This is a genomic window from Actinoplanes sp. NPDC049598 (genome assembly GCF_040675435.1).
GTDB lineage: Bacteria > Actinomycetota > Actinomycetes > Mycobacteriales > Micromonosporaceae > Actinoplanes.
In genome coordinates this window covers 1-17,395 of record NZ_JBFAOX010000040.1, presented here as the reverse complement: position 1 = coordinate 17,395, position 17,395 = coordinate 1, and the positions used below count along the sequence as shown (strand labels likewise).

Annotated in this window: 19 protein-coding genes; 9 read left to right on the top strand and 10 right to left on the bottom strand. The window is 69.3% G+C overall.

The features are described from left to right. Positions 1–3: 3 nt before the first annotated feature. The 4 genes from AB0J66_RS46370 to AB0J66_RS46355 are packed head-to-tail and all read right to left on the bottom strand — an operon-like array spanning position 4 to position 4,207. Positions 4–1,611 (bottom strand): ubiquinol-cytochrome c reductase cytochrome b subunit, encoded by a 1,608-nt coding sequence (locus AB0J66_RS46370; protein ID WP_364674923.1) that lies wholly within the window; start codon positions 1,609–1,611, stop codon positions 4–6. Further along, entirely contained in the window at positions 1,608–2,711 is a 1,104-nt protein-coding gene (locus AB0J66_RS46365) for a Rieske 2Fe-2S domain-containing protein (RefSeq protein ID WP_364674920.1), read from the bottom strand. The genes AB0J66_RS46370 and AB0J66_RS46365 overlap by 4 nt, the downstream gene beginning before the upstream one ends. After that, positions 2,708–3,556 carry a c-type cytochrome gene (locus tag AB0J66_RS46360; RefSeq protein ID WP_364674917.1) on the bottom strand — a complete coding sequence of 283 codons (849 nt, stop codon included), beginning with the start codon at positions 3,554–3,556 and terminating at the stop codon, positions 2,708–2,710. The genes AB0J66_RS46365 and AB0J66_RS46360 overlap by 4 nt, the downstream gene beginning before the upstream one ends. Before the next feature lie 51 nt (positions 3,557–3,607). Further along, positions 3,608–4,207 (bottom strand): heme-copper oxidase subunit III, encoded by a 600-nt coding sequence (locus tag AB0J66_RS46355; RefSeq protein ID WP_364674914.1) that lies wholly within the window; start codon positions 4,205–4,207, stop codon positions 3,608–3,610. A gap of 108 nt (positions 4,208–4,315) precedes the next feature. On the opposite strand from AB0J66_RS46355, the gene AB0J66_RS46350 reads away from it, so the two are divergent. From AB0J66_RS46350 to AB0J66_RS46335, 4 genes are all read left to right on the top strand, one after another. Beyond that, positions 4,316–5,290 (top strand): cytochrome c oxidase assembly protein, encoded by a 975-nt coding sequence (locus AB0J66_RS46350; RefSeq protein ID WP_364674911.1) that lies wholly within the window; start codon positions 4,316–4,318, stop codon positions 5,288–5,290. Between the two features lie 51 nt (positions 5,291–5,341). Further along, on the top strand, positions 5,342–5,767 hold the full coding sequence (locus AB0J66_RS46345) for a hypothetical protein (RefSeq protein WP_364674908.1): 426 nt from the start codon (positions 5,342–5,344) through the stop codon (positions 5,765–5,767). 3 nt (positions 5,768–5,770) lie between these two features. Further along, positions 5,771–6,829 carry an anthranilate phosphoribosyltransferase gene (trpD, locus tag AB0J66_RS46340; RefSeq protein ID WP_364674906.1) on the top strand — a complete coding sequence of 353 codons (1,059 nt, stop codon included), beginning with the start codon at positions 5,771–5,773 and terminating at the stop codon, positions 6,827–6,829. 119 nt (positions 6,830–6,948) lie between these two features. Beyond that, positions 6,949–7,152 (top strand): hypothetical protein, encoded by a 204-nt coding sequence (locus AB0J66_RS46335; protein WP_364674903.1) that lies wholly within the window; start codon positions 6,949–6,951, stop codon positions 7,150–7,152. Positions 7,153–7,196: 44 nt separating this feature from the next. Here AB0J66_RS46335 and AB0J66_RS46330 read toward each other — a convergent pair whose 3' ends face one another. Continuing rightward, complete coding sequence (locus AB0J66_RS46330; RefSeq protein WP_364674901.1) at positions 7,197–7,622, bottom strand: cytochrome c oxidase subunit 4; 426 nt, start codon at positions 7,620–7,622, stop codon at positions 7,197–7,199. A gap of 8 nt (positions 7,623–7,630) precedes the next feature. Next, complete coding sequence (gene coxB / locus AB0J66_RS46325; protein WP_364674899.1) at positions 7,631–8,578, bottom strand: cytochrome c oxidase subunit II; 948 nt, start codon at positions 8,576–8,578, stop codon at positions 7,631–7,633. Positions 8,579–8,755: 177 nt separating this feature from the next. On the opposite strand from coxB, the gene AB0J66_RS46320 reads away from it, so the two are divergent. Beyond that, entirely contained in the window at positions 8,756–9,892 is a 1,137-nt protein-coding gene (locus AB0J66_RS46320; protein WP_364675055.1) for an aminotransferase class V-fold PLP-dependent enzyme, read from the top strand. Beyond that, on the top strand, positions 9,889–10,101 hold the full coding sequence (locus AB0J66_RS46315) for a sulfurtransferase TusA family protein (RefSeq protein ID WP_364674896.1): 213 nt from the start codon (positions 9,889–9,891) through the stop codon (positions 10,099–10,101). Before AB0J66_RS46320 ends, AB0J66_RS46315 begins: the two co-directional genes overlap by 4 nt. On the opposite strand, the gene AB0J66_RS46310 is transcribed toward AB0J66_RS46315, so the two are convergent. From AB0J66_RS46310 to AB0J66_RS46295, 4 genes are all read right to left on the bottom strand, one after another. Further along, the gene (locus AB0J66_RS46310) at positions 10,094–10,639 is read right to left on the bottom strand and encodes an ATP-binding protein (protein ID WP_364674893.1); all 546 of its coding nucleotides are present in this window, start codon (positions 10,637–10,639) and stop codon (positions 10,094–10,096) included. The two genes, AB0J66_RS46315 and AB0J66_RS46310, sit on opposite strands and share 8 nt — an antisense overlap. Before the next feature lie 11 nt (positions 10,640–10,650). Next, the gene (locus AB0J66_RS46305; protein WP_364674890.1) at positions 10,651–11,631 is read right to left on the bottom strand and encodes a carbohydrate kinase family protein; all 981 of its coding nucleotides are present in this window, start codon (positions 11,629–11,631) and stop codon (positions 10,651–10,653) included. Positions 11,632–11,818: 187 nt separating this feature from the next. Beyond that, positions 11,819–12,190: an iron-sulfur cluster insertion protein ErpA gene (erpA, locus tag AB0J66_RS46300; protein ID WP_097319992.1), complete on the bottom strand. Its 372-nt coding sequence runs from the start codon at positions 12,188–12,190 to the stop codon at positions 11,819–11,821. Between the two features lie 128 nt (positions 12,191–12,318). Beyond that, a complete protein-coding gene (locus AB0J66_RS46295; protein ID WP_364674888.1) occupies positions 12,319–13,422 on the bottom strand; it encodes a glycerate kinase in 1,104 nt (367 codons plus the stop codon). A 99-nt stretch (positions 13,423–13,521) separates the two neighbouring features. Here AB0J66_RS46295 and nadA point away from each other — a divergent pair, with 99 nt between their 5' ends. The 3 genes from nadA (at position 13,522) to AB0J66_RS46280 (ending at position 16,983) form a co-directional block, all read left to right on the top strand. After that, complete coding sequence (nadA, locus tag AB0J66_RS46290; protein ID WP_364675053.1) at positions 13,522–14,700, top strand: quinolinate synthase NadA; 1,179 nt, start codon at positions 13,522–13,524, stop codon at positions 14,698–14,700. A gap of 189 nt (positions 14,701–14,889) precedes the next feature. Then, positions 14,890–16,260 (top strand): UDP-N-acetylglucosamine 1-carboxyvinyltransferase, encoded by a 1,371-nt coding sequence (gene murA / locus AB0J66_RS46285; RefSeq protein ID WP_364675050.1) that lies wholly within the window; start codon positions 14,890–14,892, stop codon positions 16,258–16,260. Positions 16,261–16,365: 105 nt separating this feature from the next. Next, positions 16,366–16,983, top strand: a complete 618-nt coding sequence (locus AB0J66_RS46280; RefSeq protein ID WP_364674885.1) for a DUF3043 domain-containing protein — start codon at positions 16,366–16,368, stop codon at positions 16,981–16,983. Positions 16,984–17,395 lie beyond the last annotated feature (412 nt).

Here is a 17,395-nt window from a genome sequence, read left to right as displayed (position 1 = left end):
GGATCAGCGGCCGGAGCCGATCTCCTCGCGGTCCTTGCCGGAGACCGGCGGCATGCCCGGCGAGACCGGGGCCTCGGCCGGCTTCTCGACCGGGAAGAAGAAGCCCTTGATCGCCGGCGCGAGCGCGCCGACCCGGTTCATCTTCTTCGGCACGACCCAGCCGCCGTACTCCAGCGGCACGGGGTGACCGTGGTCGTCCACCGGGCCGAGCGGCTGGTGGACCTCCATGAACTGGCCGTTCGGCAGGCGACGGATGATGCCCGTCTCCACGCCGTGGGCCAGCACCTCGCGGTCGTGCTGCTGCAGGCCGAGGCAGATGCGCACGGCGAGCCAGTACATCAGCGGCGGGCCGATGATCAGGCCGAGACGGCCGGCCCAGGTCATCGCGTTCAGGCTGATGTGGAACTTGTCGGCGATCACGTCGTTGGCGCCGGAGATCGTGGCGACCAGGAAGAACGTGAACGCCATGGCGCCGATGCCGACCCGCTCCGGGTTGTCGCGGGGACGCTCGAGCAGGTTGTGGATCCGCTTGTCACCCGACTTGCGGGCTTCCAGCCACGGCCAGAGCATCGGCAGCGTGAAGATCACGCCGAGGCCGACACCGGCCGGCCAGAACAGCGGCGGGATGCTGTAGTCGCCGATGTAGATCTGCCAGTTCGGCATGAGCCGGACCAGGCCGTCCATGAACATGACGTACCAGTCGGGCTGCGAGGCCGAGGAGACCTCGGAGGCGCGGTACGGGCCGAACAGCCAGATCGGGTTGATCTGGAAGAGACCGGCCAGCAGCGCCACCGTGCCGAAGACGGCCATGAAGAAGCCGCCCTGCTTGAGCGCGTAGCGCGGGAACATGCGCTCGCCGACCACGTTGGTGTTGGTCCGCATCGGGCCCGGCCACTGGGTGTGCTTCTGCTTGAAGACCAGGCCCAGGTGGACGGCGATCAGCGCCAGCAGGCCGCCCGGGATGAGCAGCACGTGGGCGATGTAGAACCGGCCGATGATCAGGTGGCCCGGGAACTCGCCGCCGAAGACCGCGGCCGAGAGCCAGGTGCCGATGACCGGGAAGGACAGCATGATCGCGGAGGCGATGCGGAGACCGGTGCCGGACAGGCCGTCGTCCGGCAGCGAGTAGCCGGTGAAGCCGGCGAAGAAGCCGAGGAGGAACAGGATGATGCCGATCACCCAGTTGATCTCGCGCGGCTTGCGGTAGGCGCCGGTGAAGAAGATGCGGGCCATGTGCACGACGATTGATGCCATGAACAGCAGGGCTGCCCAGTGGTGCATCTGGCGCATGAACAGACCACCACGGACCTCGAACGAGAGCCGCAGCGAGGACTCGTAGGCGGCCGACATCTCGGTGCCGCGCAGCGCCGAGTACGGGCCGTCGTACGCGACTTCCTTCATCGACGGGTCGAAGAAGAGGGTCAGGAAAACACCGGTCAACAGCAGGACGATGAACGAGAACAGCGCGATCTCGCCCAGCAGGAAGGACCAGTGGTCAGGGAAGACCTTGTTGAGCAGGGCCCGCAGCGGGGTCGCCGCCTGGAACCGCTCGTCGGTGCCCCGCGCGACGGCCACGGGGGCCTGCGCGAGGTCTACTTTGCGCCGCTTCACGGCCGCTCCCAGAAGTCAGGTCCGACAGTGTCCTTGAAGTCGGACTTTGCCACGAAGTAGCCCTCGTCGTCCACGCCCAGCGGCAACATCGGCAGACGCCGGCTGGCCGGGCCGAAGACCGGCTGCGCGTTGCGGGTGATGAGGAACTGCGACTGGTGGCAGGGGCAGAGCAGCCGGTTGGTCTGCTGCTCGTACAGGCTCGCCGGGCAACCGGCGTGCGTGCAGATCTTCGAGTACGCGACGTAGTCGCCGTACATCGAGCCGCGGTTGCGCCGGTCGTTCTCCGCGTTCCGCCGGGTCTCCTCCGCGTCGTCGGCGCGCAGGTGGATCAGCAGGGTCGGGGAGTCGGCGTACTCGTTGGTGGCGCCGCCGGGGATGCCGGGGAAGACCGTCGCCTGACCACCCGTGGAGATGTCCTCGGGGCGGATCGGCGTGCCGTCCTCGCGGGCCAGCCGCACGGGCTGGCCGTTGTTGTGCACGGGGTTGAAGCCGGTCGAGAACAGCGGCGGCGGGTCGCCCTTGTGCGGGTTCTCGATCAGGCCACCGATCAGCGGCGCAGCGGCCACGACGCCCAGCGGGGCGGCGGCGAGGCCGATCGCGCCCTTGAGCAGCGGCCGGCGCTGCACGCCACCCGCCAGCTCGTCGCCCACGAACAGCGCGGTCTGCCCGGTGATCAGCTGCTCGTCGCTGGGCGACGCGCCGTCGTGCCGGGTCTGGATCGACACCTCGTGCGGCAGCAGCTTCTTGGCCCAGGCCAGGATCGCGAAGCCCAGGGCGAACAGCGAGATGCCGAGGGTCAGGCCGAGCGCCGGGGTGTAGAAGTCGCTCATGGTCTCGCCGAGCTCGAACCGCCACGGCCACCAGATGTAGAAGCCGAGGAAGGCGAGCGCGGCCAGGCCCGAGATGATGAACAGCAGCGCGATGTTGCGGACGACGCGCTTCTCGGCCTTGGAGTCACGGCCCTGGAACTGCGACTCGTACGTGACGAGCTCGATCTCGTCGCGCCGCAGGCCCTCCCGGACGATCTCCATGCGGGAGAGTTTCGGGTCGTGGACGTCGACCGGCTGGGCCGGCTCGGTGTCGTGGTGCACAGCCGTCATGACTTCCCCGCAATCCACAGCGACGTGAAGACCAGGAGGGTGATGCCCACCAGGAAGACCGCCATGCCTTCCGTCGACGGGCCGTACCGGCCGAGGTTGAACAGGCCACCCGGGTCCCGGTCGCCCTGAACCTGCAGGTTGATGTAGGTGATGATCTCGCGCTTCTGCTCCGGCGTGAGCTGGTTGTCGCCGAACACCGGCATGTTCTGCGGGCCCGTCAGCATGGCCGCGTAGATCGTCTCGGGCGTGGCGTCGTGCAGGCTCGGGGCGTACTTGCCGGACGACAGGGCGCCACCGCCACCACCGAAGCCGTGGCACGAGGTGCAGTTGACCCGGAACAGCTCGCCGCCGCGGGCCAGCGCCTCGGGGTTGGACTCGAGGTTCTCGACCAGCTCACCCTGGGGGATCTGGGGGCCTCCACCCAGCTCCTGGATGTACTGCGCGAGCTGCTTGGTCTGCGTCTCGTCGAACTGCGGCTTCTTCTCCTCGGCCTGGGCCTCCTGCCGGGTCATCGGCATGCGGCCGGTGCCCACCTGGAACTCCACCGAGGCGGCGCCGACGCCGATCAGGCTCGGGCCGCGGTCGTCGACACCCTGCGCATCCTTGCCGTGGCAGCTGATGCAGCTGTTGTCGAAGAGCTGCTTGCCCTCCTGCGCGGCGGCCGACAGCTGCCGGTTGTCCTCGGCGAAGGCGCCCGGGGCGAAGGCGGTGTAGATGCCACCGGCAAGCGCGAGGGCGGCGAGCATGCGCACCGCCGCGCCGAACCGCCGGCGCGCCCGGCTCGGCGTTTTGCGCCGCCGGGAGAACACCCTGAGGCGCCGTCCGGCGGGGGTGTCTGAAGTCATGGGCTGAGTCCCTCTAGGTTTTGACCTGAAGCTCATGGACGGATGCGGGGGCTACTGAAGCCAATAGATCATGGCGAACAGCGCGATCCACACGATGTCCACGAAGTGCCAGTAGTACGACACGACGATCGCCGAGGTGGCCTGCGCCGGGGTGAACCTACCCATGGTCGTACGGATCATGTAGACGATGAAGGCGATCAGACCGCCGGTCACGTGCAGGCCGTGGAACCCGGTGGTCAGGTAGAACATCGAGCCGTAGCCGTCGCCGTTGAGCTTGATGCCCTCGTGGACGAGGTTGCGGTACTCGTTCGCCTGCCCGAGCACGAAGATCAGGCCCATCACGAAGGTGATCGTGAACCAGCGCCGGAGCGCGAACACATCACCCTTCTCCGCGGCGAACACGCCGAGCTGGCAAGTGACCGAGGAAAGAACCAGGATCACCGTGAACGTCGTCGCGTACGGGATCTTGAGCGCTTCGGTGTGGTGCTCCCAGAGCTCCGGCGCCGCTGCTCGGATCGAGAAGTACATGGCGAACAACGCCGCGAAGAACATGAGTTCGCTGGAGAGCCACACGATCGTGCCGACGCTGACCATGTTCGGTCGGGTCAGCGAGTGGATCCTGCTCTTGTCGATGGCTGAGGCCGCTGTCACGAGGCTCATTATTGCCCCGCGATCAGTCCAAGGTGATGCGGGGGGTCGAATCCGTCATGAGATTCCAGCCCGGAAGAAGTGGTCCCGACCGGATGGGCCTAGCCTCGAATGGTGCACCTAGCCGAAACGCCCACACTCGCCGCGCCCAGCGGGGATACTGGTCTTCCGCCGTTCACCCCGGCCGCGATCTTCACCGAGATCCACATCGGCAGCCTGGTCGCGCTGTTCCTGCTGGTGGCGGCGGCGCTGTACGGCTACGGCGTCTACCGGCTGCGGCTGCGCGGCGACCACTGGCCGGCCGGGCGCACCGTGGCCTTCGTCGCGGGTGGACTCGGCTCCATCGCGGCCGTCACCGTGACCGGCATCGAGAAGTACGACACGGCGCTGCTCTCGGTGCACATGGTCCAGCACATGACGTTGTCCATGGTCGGGCCGATCTTCCTGGCCCTGGGCGCGCCGGTCACGCTGGCCCTGCGCGTGCTGCCCGCCCATCCGCGCAAGACGCTGCTGGCCGTGCTGCACAGCCGGGTCGCCCGGGTCCTGACGTTTCCGCTGGTCGCGTTCGGGATCTTCGTGGCCAACCCGTTCGTGCTGTACTTCACCGACCTCTACCGGCAGACCCTGCTGCACCCGTGGCTGCACGAGTTCATCCACATCCACTTCATCGTCACCGGCTGCCTGTTCTTCTGGCCGCTGCTGGGTCTCGACCCGCTGCCCAACCGCTGGCCCTACCCGGGCCGGGCCCTGCTGATGGTGCTGTCGGTGCCGTTCCACACCGTGCTCGGCCTGACGATCATGCAGGCCAGCACCCTGCTGGCCGGCGACTACTACCCGAGCCTGGGCCTGAGCTGGGCCGACCCCAAGGCCGACCAGGTCACCGCGGGCGGCATCCTCTGGGCCGGCGGTGAGATCGTCAGCGTCACCATGCTCGGCATCCTGATCATGCAGTGGATCCGCCAGTCCGAACGTGAGGCCCGCCGGGTCGACCGCGCCCTGGACCGCCAGGAGGCCGAGGAGGCCGCAGCTGCTGCCAAGATCACAAATGCCGGAGGCGCCGGGCGACCGGGGTCCGACACCCCGTAGTGAGGTCCGTTACGATCGGGCGGCACCTACGACGTGAACCCCGGGGGCATCATGAGCGACGAGTACACGGTCCTGCTCTACAGCGACGATCCCGCGGTGCGCGACCGGATCCGGCTCGCCATCGGCGAGCGGCCCGCGGCTGACCTCAAGGTCGAGTTCGCCGACGCCGCCACCTGGGAAGACTGCCGCAACCTGCTCGACAAGTACGAGATCGACCTGATGGTCCTCGACGGCGAGGCGGCCCCGGCCGGCGGCCTGGGCATCGCCCGCCAGACCAAGGACGAGTACGCGTCTCCCCCGCCGACCTGCGTCGTCATCGCCCGCGCGGCCGACCGCTGGCTCGCCGCCTACTCGCAGGTCGACCAGACCCTGGTCGCCCCGCTCGACCCGGTCACGACCGGCCAGACGGTGGCCGCGATGCTCCGGGCCCGCCGCGACGGCGCGATCCCGCTGGGCACGCTCGGCAAGCTCGCCTGAGACATGGGCGCACGCACCTGGCCCAACCTGACCATGGCCCTGCTCCGCGGCGAGGAGCTCGCCTCGGCCGACACGGCGTGGGCGATGGGCGAGATCATGGCCGGCAACGCCACGCCGGCCCAGGTCGCGGGCTTCGCCGTCGCGCTGCGGGCCAAGGGCGAGACGCCGGGTGAGCTGGCCGGTCTAGTCGAGGCCATGCTGGCCAACGCCACCCTGGTCCCGCTGCCGGAGGAGATCCGGACCACCGCGGTCGACGTCGTCGGCACCGGTGGCGACCGGGCCAACACCGTGAACATCTCCACCATGGCGGCGATCATCACAGCCGCCTCGGGTGTGACGGTGGTCAAGCACGGCAACCGCTCGGCGTCCTCCACCACCGGCACGGCCGACCTGCTCGAGCGCTTCGGCATCCCGCTCGACCTGGGCCCGGCCGGCGTGGCCGCCACGGTCGGCGAGGCCGGCATCGGCTTCTGCTTCGCCGCCCGCTACCACCCCGGCATGCGCCACGCCGCGGTTCCGCGCCGTGAGCTGGGCGTGCCGACGTTCTTCAACGTGCTCGGCCCGCTGACCAACCCGGCCCGCCCGACCGCGGGCGCGGTCGGCTGCTTCGACGTCCGGATGGCTCCGGTGATGGCCGAGGTGTTCGCCCGGCGCGGCGACTCGGTGATCGTGATGCGCGGCGAGGACGGCCTCGACGAGTTCACCACCGCCGCCCCGACCCGGGTCTGGGTGGCCGCCGGGGGCAAGGTCGAGGAGCAGGTGATCGACGCCGTCGAGCTCGGCCTGCCGCGCTCCGAGCCAACCGCGCTGCGCGGGGGCGACTCGGCCTTCAACGCCGACGTGGCCCGGCGCACCTTCGCCGGCGAGCCCGGGCCGGTCCGCGACGCCGTGGTGGTCAACGTGGCGGCCGCCCTGGCCGCCCAGGGAGGCTTCCCGGGCGACCTGAGGGCCACGCTGCGGGCCGGAATAGCCCGGGCCCAGGAGACGATCGACTCCGGGGCCGCCACGGCTCTCCTGGAGCGCTGGGTGGCTGCGGCACAGGCCGCCAAGGCGGCCGAATAACGAGTTTCATAGGCAACACGCCGCCGGTAATACGAGGCAATGCCCTATTTCCGTGGCAGCGTCTGAATCGAATTCGGGTCATCCACCTTCCGGCGAGTCGGCGAAGAGAGGAGCCACCCGTGTCGGACCGAGAAATCCGCTGCGTCATCTGTGACGGAGACATGATGTTCGAGGTGCCGCCCTGTTCGGACGGCCACGACGACTGCCCCGAGCTGGTCTGCACCCGCTGCGGCGCGGCCGAGGTGGTCGCGCCTATCGTCGTCCACTGGTTCGGCCCGCGCCGGCCCGGCAAGATAGCCCCGCAACAGCGACGAGCCGCATAAAAAAACCCGCGCCCCTGAGGGGCGCGGGTTTTTTGTGGTCTGGCCTAATGCTCGGCCGGGTGCCGGGTGCCGCTGTAGTACTCGAAGATCATGGCGGACGACGCGAAGATCACGAGGATCAGGCCGGCCGCGACCAGCCACCACATCCAGAACGCCAGGCCGATGCCGGCCACCGTGGCCGACAGGGCGATGCCGAACGGCCAGTAGCTGCCCGGGCTGAAGAAGCCGATCTCGCCGGCGCCCTCGGCGATCTCGCCGTCCTCCCGGTCCTCCGGGCGCAGGTCGATGCGCCGCGAGACGAACCAGAAGAAGCCGCCGCACATCGAGCAGAGCAGACCCGAGAGGATCAGCGCGACCGTGCCGACCCACTCGACGTGGGTGCCGGTGCCACGGGTGTAGAACCCGTAGACGATCGCCGCGCCGAAGAGGAAGGCGGCGACCCCGACGAAGATCTTGTATTCGGTCTTCACGGTCTAGCTCACTTCCCCGCGGTGGTGCCGGCGGCGACGGAGTTGGTCTGGTTCCAGCTGTGGTTCTGCCGGCGCGTGTCGAACGGCTTGGTGGTCACCGCGTACTGCTGGTCGCCGGTGAAGCCGATCGCCGCCATGCCCTCCTGGGTGGACTTGCCGGCCTTGCGCGCCGCCAGGTACTGGTCGAACTTCTCGGGCGAGACCACGACCAGCTCGAACTGCATGAACGCGTGGTACGTGCCGCAGAGCTCGGCGCAGCGGCCGACGTAGCGGCCCTCGCGGTCGAGGGTGACCTCGAACTGGTTGCGCACGATGCCCGGGAAGACGTCGCGCTTGAAGAGCATCTCCGGCACCCAGAACGAGTGGATGACGTCCTTGCTCGTCTCCTCGAACCGGATCTTCTCACCGGTCGGCAGCACCAGCAGCGGGATGACCTCGGACGAGCCGGTGGTCGAGGCCACCGTGTTGGCTTGATCGCCCAGGCCGTCGCGGTAGTTGAACTGCCAGTTCCACTTGAAGGCGACGACCTCGACCACCTGGTCGGGGTTCTTCGACAGCTTGTCCACGTCGGTCTGCACGATGGCGGTGTAGTAGAACAGCACCGCCACGATCAGCACCGGGGTGACCGTGTAGAGGACCTCCATGGGCATGTTGAACCGGGTCTGCACGGGCAGCTCGTCACCGCGCTTGCGGTACCGGATGATGCACCAGAAGATCAGGCCCCAGACGAAGATGCCGACGACGAGCGCCGCGATCACCGAGGCGATCCACAGGTCGTACATCCGGTGCGCCTGCAGGCTGATGCCGTTGCTGGGCCACCCGAAGTGGCTGAAAGCATCGCCGATGCCGTTCACCGAACAACCCGAGAGCAGCAACAGCAGCGCCGACCCGCCGAGACCGAGGCCGGCGAACCGGACTGCCGCTCGCGGCCGTACGGCCGAACTCTTTGCGCCCACCTGCTTTTGCCTCCCTTAGCAGCGCCGCCCCGCCCGAAACCGGACACCGAGCGGCAAGGCGTCACCGTCGGTCGCAGATTACTCGACCTGGCCCTAACCTCCGGGCCGGGGGTCCGATCTTCGACGGTGCACGGTTACCCCTCAACAACCGGACGATACCGTTCCCGGGTGGAATACATGGGCATTCCTGGTGGTCCGGCGGCATACATGGACGCGGCGACCGCCGCTCCACTGCATCCGGTCGCGCGCGAGGCGTGGCTGGCGGCGCTCGACGACGGATGGGCCGATCCGGTCCGTCTCTATTCCGCGGGCCGGCGGGCCCAGCAGCTTTCCGACGCGGCCACGGCCGCTCTGGCCGAGGCCCTGGGCGTACGCCCGGACGAGGTGTCGATCTGGCCCTCGGGCACCGCGGCCGCGCAGGCCGCCGTGCTGGGCGCCCTGGCCGGACGGGCCCGGCAGGGCGACACGCTGGTGCATTCCGCGATCGAACACTCGGCCGTCCTGCACGCGGCCCGCCGCGGTAAAGCGGTCGAGGTCGGAGTGGACCGTCTCGGCCGGCTCGACCTGGCCGCCTGGGACGACGCGGTGTCCACACCGGGCGTCGCGCTGGCCGCGCTGATCAGCGCCAGTCACGAGGTGGGCACGGAGCAGCCCGTCGCGGCGGCCGCGGATTACTGCGCGGAGGCCGGCGTTCCGTTGTTCGTGGACGCGGCCCAGTCGATCGGGCGCGCGCCGGTGGCGCCGGGGTGGTCGCTGCTCAGCGCGAGCGCGCACAAGTGGGGCGGCCCGCCCGGAGTGGGCGTCCTCATCGTACGCAAGGGTGTGCGCTGGATCTCCCCGCTTCCGCAAGATGATCTTTATCGCCCGGGCGTGTCAGGCGCCCTCGACCTGCCGGCGGTGGTCGCCGCGGCGGCCGGCCTGCGGGCCGTCCAGGCCGAGGCCCAGATCGAGGCCGTACGGCTGTCGGCGCTGGTCGACCGCATCCGGGAACGCGTGGCGGCTACCGTGCCCGACGTCGAGGTGGTCGGCGACCCGGTGCAGCGGCTGCCCCACCTGGTCACGTTCTCCTGCCTCTACGTGGACGGCGAGGCGCTGCTGCACGCGCTGGACCGGGCCGGGTTCGCGGTCTCCTCGGGCTCGTCGTGCACCGCGTCGACGCTGCGGCCGAGCCACGTGCTGGAGGCGATGGGCGTGCTCAGCCACGGCAACGTCCGGGTCAGCCTGCACCGGAACACCACCGAGGAGGACGTCGAGCGCTTCCTCGCCGTACTGCCGGGCCTGGTCGCGGAGATCCGGAAGGAGGCGGGGATGTGATCGAGCTCGACTGCCGGGGCCAGAAGTGCCCGCTGCCGGTGATCAACCTGGCCAAGGCCATGACCAAGGTCAAGATCGGCGAGGCCGTACGGGTTCTCGCCGACGACCCGGCCGCCGCCAACGACATCCCGGCCTGGTGCCGCATGAAGCAGCAGGAGTACCTCGGCTCGCCTTATGAGAACGCCTTCGAGGTACGGCGTCTCAGCTGAGGTAGTCGAGGACCGGGCCGACCGGGTCCTTGGCGAAGAAGGTGTCCACGACCAGGCGCGGGCCGAGATACGGCTCGTACTCTTTCTGCCGCTCGAGGACCCGCACCCAGTCCGGGATATCGCCTTTAGTCCGGTTAAGGGTGGCCGGTGGGGTGGTTGGACGGGCATCGTGGTCCCGCGTTTCGTAGCGCTTCTCGACGCGGCGGCGGTGCTCGGCGTCATCGCCGCACACCACCTCGACCACGCGCAGCGGCACGCCGAGCCGCTCGGCCAGGTCGACCCAGAGCTGCCGGGCCGCCTTCACCGGGTTGACGGCGTCGATGATCACGTGCTGGCCGTTCGCCAGTTGCACCTCGGCCAGGGCGGCCACGACCCCGTAGGCGGCATAGCCGGGCCGCGGCTCCGACACCTCGTACCGCTGAAGTGTGAAGTCGACCGTATCGACGGCGAGCACGCAGGCCGGCAGCTCGGTGGCCACCCGGGCCGCGAGCGTGCTCTTGCCGACACCGGGCAACCCGGCGAAGACGGCCAGCACCATGGGAAGAGTCCTCAGAGAGTGGGCAGGAACGGCTTGATCTCGGCCGCCGCGTCGTCGCCGTACGAGTCGGCGAAGCGCTTGGCGAAGTCACCGGCCCGCACGTCGTACTCCTGGGCGCCGTCCGACTCCAGGACCAGCGCCGCCAGCAGCGAGCCGACCTGCGCGGCCCGCTCGAGGCCCAGACCCCAGGAGATCGCGGCGAAGAAACCGCCACGGAAGCCGTCACCGACGCCGGTCGGGTCGGCCGGGATGACGTCGCGGGCCACCGGCACGTGGATCCGCTCGATCCCGCGGCCGGTGATCTCGACGCCGTCCTTGCCCAGCGTGGTCACCCGGATCTTGACCTGCTCCAGCACCTCGTCCGAGCTCAGGCCGGACTTGGTCTCCAGCAGCGAGCGCTCGTACTCGTTGGTCAGCAGGTAGTCGGCGCCGCTGATCAGGGTCAGCACGTCGCTGCCGTCCATGCGGGCCAGCTGCTGCGACGGGTCGGCGGCGAACTTCAGGCCTCGCGACCGGCACTCCTGGGAGTGGCGCACCATGGCCGCCGGGTCGTTGGCGGCGATGATCACTAGGTCGAGGCCGCCGGCCCGGGCGTCGACCGGGGCCAGCTCGATGTTGCGGGCCTCGGCCATCGCCCCGGCGTAGAACGAGGCGATCTGATTGAGGTCCTCGTCGGTGGTGCAGACGAAGCGGGCGGTGTGCGCGACGTCGCTGATGTGCACCGAGTCGCAGTCCACGCCGTGCCGCTCGAGCCACGACCGGTAGTCGGCGAAGTCGGCGCCGACCGCGCCGACCAGGATCGGGTGCAGGCCCAGCTTGCCCATCCCGTACGCGATGTTGGGGGCCACGCCGCCCCGCCGGACCACGAGGTCGTCGACGAGGAAGCTCAGCGACACCTTGTGCAGCTGGTCGGCGATGAGCTGGTCGGCGAACCGTCCCGGAAAGTGCATCAGGTGGTCGGTGGCGATCGAGCCGGTGACGGCGATCTTCATGATGGGCCCTTGGAGTTCGGGAACGGGGGGCTTACGTACGCAGCCTACCGGCTCGTTACGCGCAGCAGGCCGCCCCGTGAACGGGACGGCCTCCATCCGACCACCCCGCCCACCACCCTTAACACGACTGAAGGCCTCCCACCCCGGTAAACCCGGTTTGAGAGGCCCACAGGCGCAATTGAGCCGATCAGTGGAACGAGTCACCACAGGCGCAGGAGTTCTGCGCGTTCGGGTTGTCGATGGTGAAGCCCTGGGCGTCGATCCGGTCCGCGAAGTCGATCGTCGCGCCGGCCAGGTACGGCGAGCTCATCCGGTCGACCACGACCTCGACCCCGCCGAAGTCGCTGACGACGTCGCCGTCGAGCGAACGCTCGTCGAAGAAGAGCTGGTAGCGCAGGCCGGAGCAGCCACCGGGCTGAACAGCGATGCGCAGGCGCAGGTCGTCGCGGCCTTCCTGCTCGATCAGGGCCTTGACCTTCACCGCGGCGACGTCGGTCAGGAGGACGCCGGTCGGGGCGGCAGTCGCCTCGGTCGACGGGGTGTGCGCTTCAGCAGTCACTGCGTATCTCCCTGCAGGGTCGACTAACGATCTTGCCTGGGTTTTCCGCTGCGGGAAAGCTCGAGGCAGGTGCAGTACTTGCCAACGCTAACCCCATTCCCCGAGATTCCCAATTGGGGTGGCTTAGTTCACCGGCTCCACTGGGACGCGAGTCGCGCCGAGAGTTCCCGCAGGCCACGGGCGGGCTCCCGCATCGCGATTTCTTCGCTGCCGAAGTGCTCGGTCAGCGAATACGTCTCCGTGACGCCTGCGGAAGCCGCCTCCCGGAACCCTGTTTCGTTGCGGCCGCAGAGCACAACGCAAGGCAGACCGCGGTCCCGCGCGCCGTTGGCGATGCCCGCCACGACCTTGCCGCGGAGCGACTGGTGGTCGAAAGATCCCTCTCCCGTGATCACGAGGTCGGCCGCGTCCAGCTCCTTGTCGAGGCCGATCGCGGTCGAGACCAGGCCGATGCCGGAGACGACCCGGCCGCCGAGGGCGATCAGCGCGGCCCCGATGCCGCCGGCCGCTCCCCCGCCCGGCGCGACCTCCAGGTCGGTCAGGCCGAACGTCCGCTCCAAAACCCCGGAGAACTGCTCCAGCGCGGCGTCCAGGCGGTAGACGTCCTCCTCGCTCGCGCCCTTCTGCGGGCCGAAGATCTTGCTGGCCCCGTGCAGGCCGGTCAGCGGGTTGTCCACGTCGGTGGCCGCCACCAGGCTGACCTGGCGCAGCATGGGCACACCGCCGAGCGCGGCCGCCGCGTTCAGATAGGCCCCGCCGTACGGAAGCGCGTAGCCGGCCGCATCCACCGGCGGGGCGCCGAGAGCAGCCAACATGCCGGCGCCGGCGTCGTTGGTGGCCGACCCGCCCAGACCGATCACCACCTCGGTCGCGCCCGCCTCGACCGCGGCCAGCAGCAACAGCCCCAGACCGTAGGAGCTGGTCGCGTTCGGATCCCGCTCCTCCACGGTCAGGAGGTGCAGACCGCACGCCTGAGCGCTCTCGACGTACGCCGTACCGCCAACAAGAAGGACCTCCCCCGGGACCGCACGCCCCAGGGGGTCGACGGTGTCGACCGGAATGCGCCGGCCGCCGAGCGACCCGGCCAGAACCTCGATGAACCCCGGTCCACCGTCGGCGATCGGCCGGCGGATCAGCTCGTCGTCCCCGGTCCAGCCCTCCACCACCGCCTCGGCAACCTCGGGGGCGGACAGCGTGCCGGCGAACTTGTCAGGGCAGATCAATACGCGCACCCCAGGAGTGTGCCCCGTCCAACCACCCCACCGCCGCCCTTGACCGGCCTGAAGGCTGTGCCGAACGGAACAGAGATGACCGTCTCGCGCTGTGCGACGATGACCAACGTGACGTCGACCTGGACCGAACCCTCGAACACCGCCACCGCCCTGCTACTGCTCGGCCGGGGAACCGACCCGGCCTCCGAGCGCGGCGTGGACTGCCCGGGCGACCTGCCCGCACCGAGCGACCCCGACCTGGTCGCCCGCGCCACCGCGGCCAAGGCCGCCCTCGGCGACCGCGTCTTCGTGCTCGGCCACCACTACCAGCGCGACGAGGTCATCCAGTTCGCCGATGTCACCGGCGACTCGTTCAAGCTGGCCCAGCAGGCGGCGGCCCGGCCCGACGCGGAGTTCATCGTCTTCTGCGGCGTGCACTTCATGGCCGAGAGCGCGGACATCCTCACTCGTAAAGAGCAGCGCGTGATCCTGCCGGACCTCGCGGCCGGCTGCTCGATGGCCGACATGGCCGTGCTGGGCCAGGTGCAGACCGCGTGGGAGCGCTTCGAGGACCTCGGGATCACCGGCGAGATCGTCCCGGTCACGTACATGAACTCGTCGGCCGACATCAAGGGTTTCGTCGGCCGCAACAAGGGCGTGGTCTGCACGTCGTCCAACGCCAAGCGCGCCCTCGACTGGTCCTTCGAGCAGGGCAGCAAGGTGTTCTTCCTGCCCGACCAGCACCTCGGGCGCAACACGGCCGTCCTCGAGATGGGCTTCGACCTGGACGACTGCGTGCTCTACGACCCGCACAAGCCGGGCGGCGGGCTGACCGACGAGCAGCTGCGCACCGCCCGCATGATCCTGTGGCGCGGGCACTGCTCGGTGCACGGGCGCTTCACCATCGACAGCGTGCGCGAGGTCCGCGAGCGCGTGCCCGGCGTGAACGTGCTGGTCCACCCGGAGTGCCGGCACGACGTGGTGCGGGCCGCCGACTACGTCGGCTCCACCGAGTACATCATCAAGGCCCTCGACGCGGCGCCGTCCGGGTCGGCCTGGGCGGTCGGCACCGAGCTCAACCTCGTACGCCGTCTCGCGCTCGCCCACCCCGACAAGCAGATCATGTTCCTCGACCGGACGGTCTGCTACTGCTCGACGATGAACCGGATCGACCTGCCGCACCTCGTGTGGGCGCTCGAGGAGCTCGTTGCCGGCCGGGTGCCGAACGTGATCACCGTCGACGACGAGACGGCCCACAACGCGCGTGTCGCGCTGGACCAGATGCTCGCCTTGCCGTAGTGACTCTGGGTAGTTGCCAAGATCCGCAGCGCGTCCGGGATTCTTAACTCTGTCCTATTTACCGTCCGCTGGGCGTTGTGATGGCTTCCTTATTTGTCACTCAGCGCTATGCTTCCTCGGTTGCTGAAGCGGGTACCCCCACCCGGCTTCCGCCCCCTCGATCATTTCGGGCGCCCCAACGCCCGCCAGCTGGAGGTTACGTTGACCGACGACGTCCTGGTCGTGCACGGCGGTACGCCGCTGCAAGGTCAGATCCGGGTCCGTGGCGCCAAGAACCTCGTGTCCAAGGCGATGGTCGCCGCCCTGCTGGGCGAGTCACCGAGCCACCTCTACGACGTCCCGCGGATCCGCGACGTCGAGGTCGTCCGCGGCCTGCTCGGCCTGCACGGGGTGAAGGTCTCCGACGGCGCCGACGACGGCGAGATCGTGATGGACCCCACCAACGTGGAGAGCGCCAGCACGGACGAGATCAACGTGCACGCCGGCTCGAGCCGCATCCCGATCCTGCTCTGCGGCCCGCTCCTGCACCGCCTCGGTCACGCCTTCATCCCGGACCTCGGCGGCTGCCACATCGGCCCCCGCCCGATCGACTTCCACATCCAGGCGCTGCGCGAATTCGGCGCGGTGGTCGACAAGGCGCCCGAGGGCATGCACCTGAGCGCGCCCAACGGACTCCACGGAGCCAAGCTCGAACTGCCCTACCCGAGCGTCGGCGCCACCGAGCAGGTGCTGCTCACGGCCGTACGGGCCGAAGGCGTCACCGAACTCCGCAACGCGGCCATCGAACCCGAGATCATCGACCTCATCTGCGTGCTGCAGAAAATGGGCGCGATCATCACGGTGCACACCGACCGGGTCATCGAGATCCACGGCGTGCCGAAACTGCACGGCTACAAGCACAAGCCGATCCCCGACCGGATCGAGGCGGCCAGCTGGGCCGCGGCCGCCCTGGCGACCAAGGGCGAGATCGAAGTCCTCGGCGCCCGCCAGGCCGACATGATGACGTTCCTGAACGTCTTCCGCTCCATCGGCGGCGAATGCGAGATCACCGACGACCGGGTCGCCCGCGACGGCGTGACCGCGGTCGAGGGCGGCATCAAGTTCTGGCACCCCGGCCACGAACTGCAGGCGGTGGCGCTAGAAACGGACGTACACCCGGGCTTCATGACCGACTGGCAGCAGCCCCTCGTGGTCGCCCTGACCCAGGCCCGCGGCATCTCGATCATGCACGAGACGGTGTACGAGCAGCGGCTCGGCTACACCGAGGCGCTCAACCAGATGGGCGCCACCATCCAGGTCTACCGCGACTGCCTCGGCGGCACCCCCTGCCGCTTCGGCCGGCGCAACTTCATGCACTCGGCCGTCATCGCCGGCCCGTCCAAGCTGCACGCGGCCGACCTGGTCATCCCCGACCTGCGGGCCGGCTTCGCCCACCTGATCGCGGCCCTCGCGGCCGAAGGCACGTCCCGGGTCTACGGAGTGGACCTGATCAACCGCGGCTACGAGGACTTCGAAGGCAAGCTGGCGGCGCTCGGAGCGCACGTCGAGCGGCTGAGCTAGCCCGCAGCGGAGAACCCATGTCAAATCGTCGGTAACAGGCTTCCGTTTCATCACTATCAGCGGCGCGGTGTGAATCACACCGCGCCGCTTGGCTACTCTCTGAACGTGCCCTCGCTTTTCCGCCGCAAGCAAGACGACACCCCCACCGCTGAAGTCGTGGAGGAGGTGACGTCCGACGCGCCGCGCCCCAAGAGCTACACCCCCAGCAAAAAAGAACTGGGAGTGACCACGCCGAAGCGGGTCAGCACGGGCCGCCGGATCTCCGAGCCCGTCCCGACCAACCGCCGCGAACAGGTCAAGCAGATGCGCGAGCGGCAGCGCGAGGAAAGAGCCGAAGCGACCGCGGGCATGAAAGCGGGCGACGAGCGCTACCTGCTCGCCCGCGACCGAGGCCCGGAACGCTCCCTGGTCCGCGACATCGTCGACGCCCGCCGAACCGTGGGCACCTGGTTCTTCGGCGGCGCGCTGATCGTGCTGATCGGCTCGACCGTCCAGGTCGCGGCGGTCCAGCTGGCCAGCAACGTGCTGTGGCTCCTGCTGGCCCTGGGCGTGATCGTGGACAGTGTGTTGATCTCCCGCAAGGTGAAGAAACTGGTCAACGAGCGCTTCCCGAAACACACCCAGCGAATGGGCTCCCTCCAGCTGTACGGCGTGATGCGCGGCCTCACGTTCCGCCGCATGCGCGTCCCCAAGCCGAAGGTCGAACTGGGCCAGAAGCTCTAGGGTTTCGCCGCTCCCAGCCCGCGCTCCCTTCCGAGCGCGGGCTTTTTGCTGCCGGGGCGACCTCGCCAGCCCAGCTGCCACCAGCCCCATCGACCCCAGCGCCACCTGGCGCCCGGTCCGCCGGTCCGGCCAAGCCCCATTTGGCTCGCCGACCTGCCGGCCCGGCCAGGCCAGGCCAGCCGCCCTGCCGCGCCGGCCCCAGCCCCAGCTCTCTCGCGCGGGGGTGGAGCTCTTTGCTGGTGGGCGGCGGCTTTGCGGGTTGGGCTCGCTTGCGCACGACGGCGGAGGGCAGGGGGTGACCACTCGCGGCCGAACTGCAGCCGGCCGAGACCGCCGCGGCCACGCCCGCGGTGATCCGGGCGACGTCGCCGGCGCCGGTGACGTACGGCGGCATCGTGTAGACGAGGTCGCG